Source organism: Polaromonas sp. P1_G4, assembly GCF_056405475.1.
This window is the reverse complement of the sequence record NZ_JBFUCA010000157.1, coordinates 1-8,216: the sequence shown is the minus strand read 5'-3', so window position 1 is coordinate 8,216 and position 8,216 is coordinate 1. Positions and strand designations below refer to the sequence as shown.

General features: G+C 62.9%; 7 protein-coding genes. 4 read left to right on the top strand and 3 right to left on the bottom strand.

Annotated features, from left to right (window positions below; all coding sequences use genetic code 11):
• On the top strand, positions 1-714 hold a 714-nt coding region (locus AC1D1X_RS10055; protein ID WP_477698217.1), incomplete at its 5' end, for an EamA family transporter.
• A gap of 36 nt (positions 715-750) precedes the next feature.
• Entirely contained in the window at positions 751-3,174 is a 2,424-nt protein-coding gene (locus AC1D1X_RS10050) for a GcvT family protein (protein ID WP_477670585.1), read from the top strand.
• A gap of 106 nt (positions 3,175-3,280) precedes the next feature.
• Here the strand turns inward: AC1D1X_RS10050 and AC1D1X_RS10045 are convergent, their stop codons facing one another.
• The 3 genes from AC1D1X_RS10045 to AC1D1X_RS10035 form a co-directional block, all read right to left on the bottom strand.
• Positions 3,281-4,792: a sensor histidine kinase N-terminal domain-containing protein gene (locus tag AC1D1X_RS10045; protein WP_477698218.1), complete on the bottom strand. Its 1,512-nt coding sequence runs from the start codon at positions 4,790-4,792 to the stop codon at positions 3,281-3,283.
• Between the two features lie 151 nt (positions 4,793-4,943).
• Complete coding sequence (locus AC1D1X_RS10040; protein ID WP_477698216.1) at positions 4,944-5,618, bottom strand: response regulator; 675 nt, start codon at positions 5,616-5,618, stop codon at positions 4,944-4,946.
• A gap of 106 nt (positions 5,619-5,724) precedes the next feature.
• Positions 5,725-6,234: a MarR family winged helix-turn-helix transcriptional regulator gene (locus tag AC1D1X_RS10035; RefSeq protein WP_477670587.1), complete on the bottom strand. Its 510-nt coding sequence runs from the start codon at positions 6,232-6,234 to the stop codon at positions 5,725-5,727.
• A gap of 164 nt (positions 6,235-6,398) precedes the next feature.
• Between AC1D1X_RS10035 and recA the strand changes: the two genes are divergently transcribed.
• A complete protein-coding gene (recA, locus tag AC1D1X_RS10030; protein WP_457282065.1) occupies positions 6,399-7,535 on the top strand; it encodes a recombinase RecA in 1,137 nt (378 codons plus the stop codon).
• Between the two features lie 74 nt (positions 7,536-7,609).
• Positions 7,610-8,137 (top strand): recombination regulator RecX, encoded by a 528-nt coding sequence (gene recX / locus AC1D1X_RS10025; RefSeq protein ID WP_477670588.1) that lies wholly within the window; start codon positions 7,610-7,612, stop codon positions 8,135-8,137.
• Positions 8,138-8,216: the final 79 nt, after the last annotated feature.

Below are 8,216 nucleotides of genomic sequence, written 5' to 3'. Positions count from 1 at the left end.
GTGCTGGCGTTGCCGCTGGTGCTGCTGGTTGGCTGGCCGCGGGCTGAGGCCTGGCCATTCATCGGGGCGTCGGTACTGATTCACATCGGCTACTACATTGCCACCACGCGCGCCTACCAGCATGGAGACCTGGGCCTGACTTACCCGCTGATGCGCGGCGTAGCGCCGCTGCTGGTGGCGCTGTCGGCCAGTTTCACCCTGGGTGAAACGCTCACGCCGCTGGCCTGGGCAGGCATCCTGGGTATTTGCTGCGGTGTGCTGGTGCTGGGCCTGAGCCGCCACGCTCTGCATGCGCCCAAGGCTGTCGGTTTTGCGCTGGCCAACGCCGTCATCATTGCCATCTATACCGTGGTCGATGGGCTGGGTGTCCGCGCTTCAGGCAACGCCTTGCAATACGTTGGGGCTCTCTTCCTGTTTGATGGCTGGCCATTCGGCCTGCTGATGATGGCGCGGCGGGGGCGYGCCATGGGCCACTATGCGCTGCATCGCTGGCCGGTGGCCACCGGCGGTGCGCTGGCATCGTTGGGCTCCTACGGAATCGCGCTGTGGGCCATGACGCGCGCGCCCGTGGCTACGGTGGCGGCGCTGCGCGAAACCTCGGTGCTGTTCGCGGTGCTGCTGGGTTGCTGGCTGCTGAAAGAAGTTTTTACCCTGCGCCGACTCATCGGCACCTGCGCCATCGTCGCAGGTGTCATGGCTATACGGTTAGCTTAGTTCTGCACATATTTCCTTTGATGTGAGGCCTGAACCATGACTGCCACGACGCTTCCCAAGCATGCAGAGATCGTGATTGTGGGTGGCGGCATCGTTGGCTGTTCTGTGGCCTACCACCTGGCCAAAATGGGCAAAACCGACGTGCTGCTGCTCGAGCAAGGCAAACTCACCAGCGGCACCACCTGGCACGCGGCCGGCCTGGTCGGCCAGATGCGGCCCAACCGCAACATGACGCAGATGAGCAAGTACGGCATTGAGCTGTATGCCTCGCTGGAGGCTGAAACGGGCCTGGCCACCGGGTGGAAACAATGCGGCAGCGTCAACGTGGCGCGCACGCCCGAGCGCATGAAGGTGCTCAAAAAGCAGGTCGCCATGGCCAACAGCTTTGGCGTGGAGTGCCATGAGATCTCGCCGCAGGAAGCTGGCGAGAAATACCCGATCATGCGCATCGATGACCTGCAGGGCGCGATCTGGCTGCCGGGTGACGGCAAGGCCAATCCGGCGGACCTTTGCATGTCGCTGGCCAAGGGCGCGCGCAACCGCGGCGTGAAGATGGTTGAAGGCATTGAGGTGACCGGCGTCATCATTGAAAACGGCAAGGCCGTGGGCGTGAAGACCGCGCAAGGCGACGTGCGCTGCGAAGTCCTCGTCAATTGCGCCGGCCAATGGGCGCGCCAGTTCGGCAAGCTGGCGGGCGTGAATGTGCCACTGTATTCGGCTGAGCATTTCTACATCGTCACCGGCAAGATTCCGGGTGTGCACCCCATGCTGCCGGTCATGCGCGACCCAGACGGCTACATCTACTACAAGGAAGAAGTCGGCGGCCTGGTGATGGGCGGCTTTGAGCCCCAGGCCAAGCCCTGGAAGATGGACCCGATTCCGGCGACCTTCCAGTTCGAATTGCTGGACGAAGACTGGGACCAGTTCGAACCGCTGATGACCGCCGCGCTGCACCGCACCCCGTGCCTGGAGACGGCCGAAGTCAAGATGCTGCTCAACGGCCCCGAAAGCTTCACGCCGGACGGCAACTTCATCCTGGGTGAAGCGCCCGAATTGCGAAACTACTTTGTCTGCGCGGGCTTCAATTCGGCCGGCATTGCCAACAGCGGCGGCGCGGGCCGGCTCATGGCCGAATGGATTGTGGGTGGGGAGCCCAGCACCGATTTATGGGACGTGGACATCCGCCGCTTCGGCAGCTTTACCGGCAACCGCAAGGCACTGGCCGAGCGCACCGGCGAGACGCTGGGCCTGCACTACGCCATGCGCTGGCCGCGTCAGGAACTGGAAACGGCGCGGCCGTTGCGTACCTCACCGCTGTACGACATCCTGGCCGCCAGAGGCGCGGAGTTCGGCGGCAAGAATGGCTGGGAGCGTGCAAGCTATTTCAGGCCGGAGGGCCAGGCGCGCCCGGAATACTCCCTCGACAAACCGGCCTGGCTCCCGTGGATGATTGAGGAGCAAAAAGCCACGCGCGAAACCGTTGCCCTTTACGACCAGACCTCGTTCTCCAAATACCTGTTGCAGGGCCGCGATGCGCTGGCCGTGCTGCAGCGCCTGTGCGCCAACGAGATGGACGTGTCTGTCGGCAAGATGGTCTACACCGCCATGCTCAATGAGCGCGGCGGTTTTGAAAGTGACTTGACCGTGATGAGGCAAGCCGCGAACCAATTCCTCATCATCACCGGATCTGCGCAAACGGTAAGGGACTTCGACTGGATCACGCGGCGTATCGGCGAAGCGGAACATGCCGTGTTGACCGATGTGTCGACGATGTACTCGGTGCTGTCGGTGATGGGGCCGAAGGCGCGCGAGCTGCTGGCGCTCGTTAGCCCGGACGACCTGTCGCCCGAGGCGCTGAAGTTCTCATGGACGAAAGAGATTGACGTGGGCTTTGCCCGCGTGCGCGCCGCCCGCATGAGCTATGTGGGCGGGCCGGGCTTTGAGCTCTACACGCCGATCGAAATGGCGCGCCATGTGTACCTGGCACTGATGGAGGCCGGCAAGGCGCTCGGTATTCGTGATGCAGGCTACTACGCGCTGGATGCGCTGCGTATTGAGCAAGGCCGGCGCGCCTGGGGCGCAGAGCTCGGCCCGGACGAAACGCCGTGGGAGGCGGGGTTGGCCTTCAGCGTCAGGCTCGACAAGCCGGCTGACTTTATCGGCAAGGCCGCGTTGCTCAATTCACAGGGGCTGGCGCTGCGCAAGAAACTGGTCACGCTGGTGTTTGACACGCCGGATGCCTTTGCCTGGGGCGGCGAGGCGATTGTGATGGACGGGCAAATGGTGGGCGAAATTTCGTCGGTCGGCTGGAGCCCGCTGGCCGGCGCCTGCGTGGCGCTGGGTTATGTGCGCGGCGACAGCGCCAACCAGCCGCATGCCGGAACGCCTGCGCAAATCGAGCTGTGGGGCGAGCGCATCGGTGCGAAGCTTTACGACAAGTGGCCGCCTGCCAAACCCTGATTCGCTATCATTTCAGGAGCTGCTTGCGCAAGTTCTGTATGGATTGCAGGCTCATTTGCTTAAAAATTCCCGGGAAAGTGCATGGGTGCAGGTGCTGCCGCTGCCGCTACTGACCGTCAGGTAAATCCATCCCGACAAAACGCACGGTGACGCGGGTACCGGGCGTTTGCGGGTGGCCCGGCAGGGCCGCATCTTCAATGGTGATGGTGGCGCCATGCTGCTTGGCGATTTCCAGCACGATGGCCAGGCCCAGGCCGGAGCCGTCGACGTTGGTGCCCAGCGTCCGGTAGAACGGCTGGAACACCAGCTCGCGCTCGGACTCCAGGATGCCCGGCCCGGAGTCTTCCACCAGCAGCACCAGTACGCCGCTGAAGCGGTCGGTCATGAGCCGCAGCGTGACCTGTCCTTTTTCGGGCGTGTAGTTGATGGCGTTGTCCAGCAGGTTGCGCACCAGCTCCTTGAGCAGGGTCGGGTTGCCTTCCAGCTGCGTCGCCTGCTCGCCGGCGGCGGGCCCGTCGTAGCCGAGGTCGATCTGTTTTTCAAGGGCGCGAGGCACCGAGTCGGCCATCACTTCCGAGACGATATGCACCAGGTCGATGTGCAGCTTGGCGAGGCTGCGGCCTGTGGTTTCGGCGCGTGCCAGCGCCRGCAGCTGGTTGACGGTGTGGGTGGCACGTATGCTGGCACGGCCGATGTGCTTGAGCGATTTTTTGAGTTCGTCGGCATCGGTTTCGCGCTGCGCCAGGTCGGCCTGCATGCGCAGGCCCGCCAGCGGTGTCTTCAACTGATGCGCGGCATCGGCGAGAAAGCGTTTCTGCGTGGTCAGCGACACCTTGAGCCGGCTCAGCAAATCGTTGATGGAGGACACCAGCGGTGCTACCTCTTCTGGCACCGCGGTTTCATCGAGCGGGCTCATGTCGTCGGACTTGCGTGCGCGGATGCGCTTTTCAAGCTGGGCCAGCGGCTTGATGCCGCGCACCAGTGCCAGCCACACCAGCAGTACGGCCAGCGGTAGCGTTACGAACTGCGGCACCATGGTGCCCTTGACGATTTCAGTGGCCAGCGTCTTGCGCTTTTCCAGCGTTTCGGCCACTTGCACCAGCACCATCTGGGCGGACACGGCTTCGGGTGCACCCGCGCTCTTGTCGCTGCGCGGTGCAGCCGCCTTGCCTGTCGGCGCCGGGGCTTTGACCTCGACCTTGAGCCAGGTATAGGCCACGCGGACATCCTCGCCCTGGATCAGGTCTTCGCGCAGCCGCACCTCGCCGTTGGTGGGCTTGTCTTCATCGGGCGGCAGGGGCAGGTCGTGTTCGCCGCTGAGCAGTTCGCCTTGCGTGCCCACAACCTGGTAATAGACCAGATCGGTGTCATCGGCGCGCAGGATCTCGCGCGCCGGCGCCGTCAGGTTGAATTGCACCTGGTTGTTTTTGACCGCCACCAGCTTGGCCAGTGCCTGCACGTTGTATTCAAGCGCACGGTCAAATGGCTTGCCTGCAATGTTCTGCGCCACCAGCCAGGTCAGCGCCAGGCTGATCGGCCATAGCAGCAGCAGCGGCGTGAGCATCCAGTCGAGGATCTCGCCGAAGAGGCTTCGGCGCTCGCGCTGGAAGAGTCTCAGAGCCACAGGTCAAGAAGCGTGCGGGACGTCCGTCCGGCGCGCATGCTCTTCATGCCAGCAGGGGCCGCGGAACCGGCTTTGCCGGGCCGCAGGCGCAGCGGCCCCCTCGGGGGGCAGGGCGCTACACGCAGTGAGCAACCGTGGGGGCTCATCAATTTGGTATTTTTTCGAGGCAGTAACCGAGCCCGCGCACGGTCGCGATGCGCACCGGGCCTTTTTCAATCTTCTTGCGCAGCCGGTGGATGTACACCTCGATCGCGTTGTTGCTGACTTCTTCGCCCCATTCGCAGAGGCGTTCCACCAGCTGGTCCTTGCTGACGAGGCGGCCGGCCCGCTGCAGCAGCACTTCGAGCAAGCCGAGTTCGCGCGCCGACAGCTCCAGCATCTGGCCGTCGATGGTGRCCACGCGTCCGGCCTGGTCGTACACCAGCGGGCCGTGCTTGATGGTGCTGCTGGCGCCGCCCATGCCGCGGCGGATCAGCGCGCGCACACGGGCTTCGAGTTCCTGCAGTGAAAACGGTTTGGCCATGTAGTCGTCGGCGCCGTAGTCCAGGCCCTTGACGCGTTCTTCCACGCTGTCGGCGGCGGTCAGGATCAGCACCGGCATGGCCGAGCCGCGGGCGCGCAGGCGCTTGAGCACTTCCAGCCCGTGCATGCGCGGCAGGCCCAGATCCAGGATCAGCAGATCGAATTCTGTGTTGGTGAGCAGCGCGGCGTCGGCTTCGGTGCCGCTGGCCACGTGGTCGGCTGCCGCACCGGAGGCGCGCAAAGTGCGCAGCAGGCCGTCTGCCAGGACCTGGTCATCTTCGGCAATCAGGATACGCATGGTTGTCTCCGGGGAGTGGTCCGCATTACGGGAGCTGTGGGCCAGTTTTACTTGTTCGGCAAATTTTAGGCTTTTGTCGCCAGAGGTTTGCTGACGTCGGTTGGGATCAGGCTGCTGCGTAGGCCTCGAGTCCCAGCGCGACCACCGTAGCTACATCATGCCCCACAGCCTGGCGAAACTCATCCTCGGCTTGCCGAACCGCTCTGTGAAAGGCTTCCAGCCAGAGCAGGCCCGATTCGGTGAACACCACCTGGCGGGCGCGTTTGTCGTGCGGGTCGGGCTGGCGCGTCACCAAACCCCAGGCTTCGCATTGGTCGACGAGGTCGCCCATGGCCTGCTTGCTCATGCCCGCGCTTTGCGCCAGGTCCGTCAGGCGCGAGCCGCCGACCGCCAGGTGGCGAGTGATGTGGATGTGCGCGGCACCGACCTGGTCGCGTGCGGCCAGGTTGGAGAGCGCCAGCGGCACCTCGATGCTGCTGGCCATCAGCGACAGCACGCGCTCGTCGAAGCGGCGCAGCGCATGGCCCATCAGGCGGCCCAGGTGGGTCTGCCGCCAGCCGGCTTCGGTGGCACCAAAGGGGCTGGAAATGTGAGGTGGACTGACTGCTTCAGGCATGAAATCATGGTATCTCAATTGATCAGGCAAACTGACTAAAAATAGGGTTTACTTATTTCTATGGCGCCCATAAAGTACTGGTCATGCATCCAGCGCTGTGATTAAAAGCAGAGGCCGGAAATTAGAGAAAAAGTTTYACATCATTGATTTTCAAGGAGTTTTTCATGGAACTGACCAGCAAACTGAACCCCGCCCAAAACCCTGTACAAAGCGCCGCCCTGAACACCGAGAAGGCCAAAGCCCTGCAGGCCGCGCTGGCCCAGATCGAAAAGCAGTTCGGCAAAGGCACCATCATGAAGCTGGGCGACGGCGAGGTCATCGAAGACATCCAGGTCGTTTCCACCGGCTCCCTGGGCCTGGACATCGCCCTGGGCGTCGGCGGCCTGCCGCGCGGCCGTGTGGTTGAAATCTACGGCCCTGAATCGTCGGGCAAAACCACGCTGACCCTGCAGGTCATCGCCGAAATGCAAAAACTGGGCGGCACCTGCGCCTTTGTGGATGCCGAGCACGCGCTGGACATCCAGTACGCGCAAAAGCTGGGCGTCAATTTGCAAGACCTGCTGATCAGCCAGCCCGACACCGGCGAGCAGGCGCTTGAAATCGTTGATTCGCTGACCCGCTCCGGCGCGGTCGACCTGATCGTGGTCGACTCGGTGGCGGCGCTCACGCCCAAGGCCGARCTTGAAGGCGAAATGGGCGACTCSCTGCCCGGCCTGCAGGCCCGCCTGATGAGCCAGGCGCTGCGCAAGCTCACCGCCACCATCAAGAAGGCCAACTGCATGGTCATCTTCATCAACCAGATTCGCATGAAGATCGGCGTGATGTTCGGTTCGCCCGAAACCACCACCGGCGGCAATGCGCTGAAGTTCTACGCCTCGGTGCGGCTGGACATTCGCCGCATCGGCTCCATCAAGAAAGGCGAAGAGGTGATCGGCAACGAAACCCGGGTGAAGGTGGTCAAGAACAAGGTGGCCTCGCCATTCAAGACGGCGGAGTTCGACATCCTCTACGGCGAGGGCATCAGCCGGCTGGGCGAGGTGCTGGACCTGGGTGTGGCCGGCCACATCGTCGAAAAAGCCGGCGCCTGGTATGCCTTCAACGGCGAAAAAATTGGCCAGGGGCGCGACAACTCGCGTGAGTTCCTGAAAGAAAACCCCGAACTCGCCATCGAGATCGAAAACAAGGTGCGCGAATCGCTGGGTATTCCGCTGGTGCAAGCCGCGGCCGGCACCGAGCCAGCACCGGCTGAAAAGGCGCCCAAGGCCGAGAAAGCCGAAAAACCCGCCAAAGTAGCCGCCTGAGCCTGTCTTTTGAATGCCAAATAAGGCGACATACCAATCAGAATGGGCGCAAGCAGCTATCAAAAGAGTAGCGCTTGCATTTCAATCTGGCTGGGTCCTTTGACATGGAAAACCCGGCAGACAGCTCCCCCGCCAAACCCGCCCGCCGTGCGGGTTTTGGCCTTTCCCTCAAGGGCCGCGCATTGCGTTACCTTGCCGCGCGCGAACATTCACGCGCCGAACTTGAACGCAAGCTGGCTCCGCATGAAGAAACGCCGGGCCAGCTGAAGGCGGTGCTCGACGACCTTGAGCTCAAGGATTTCATCAGCGAAGAGCGTGTCATCGATTCGGTCATCAACCGGCGTTCCCGCAAGCTGGGCGCCTCGCGTATCCAGCAGGAGCTGCAGGCCAAAGGACTGGACGTGACGGCCATACGGGAGGCGGTTGGGCAGCTTAAGGCCACCGAGCGCGAACGGGCGCGAGACATCTGGCAGCGAAAGTTTGGCACAGCCCCGGCCAACCCCGCAGAACATGCCCGGCAAATCCGATTTCTGGCGGGAAGAGGTTTTACACTGGAGGTTGCATCGTGGGTCCTCAAAAATCCCGACAAGGAAGGGTATTGAGATCCAGGCTGCAGTGGCCCTTCCTCCCAAAGTCTGGCCTGGGAATGTGAAAAACTTTCAGTAGTCAGCCATTTTCCAG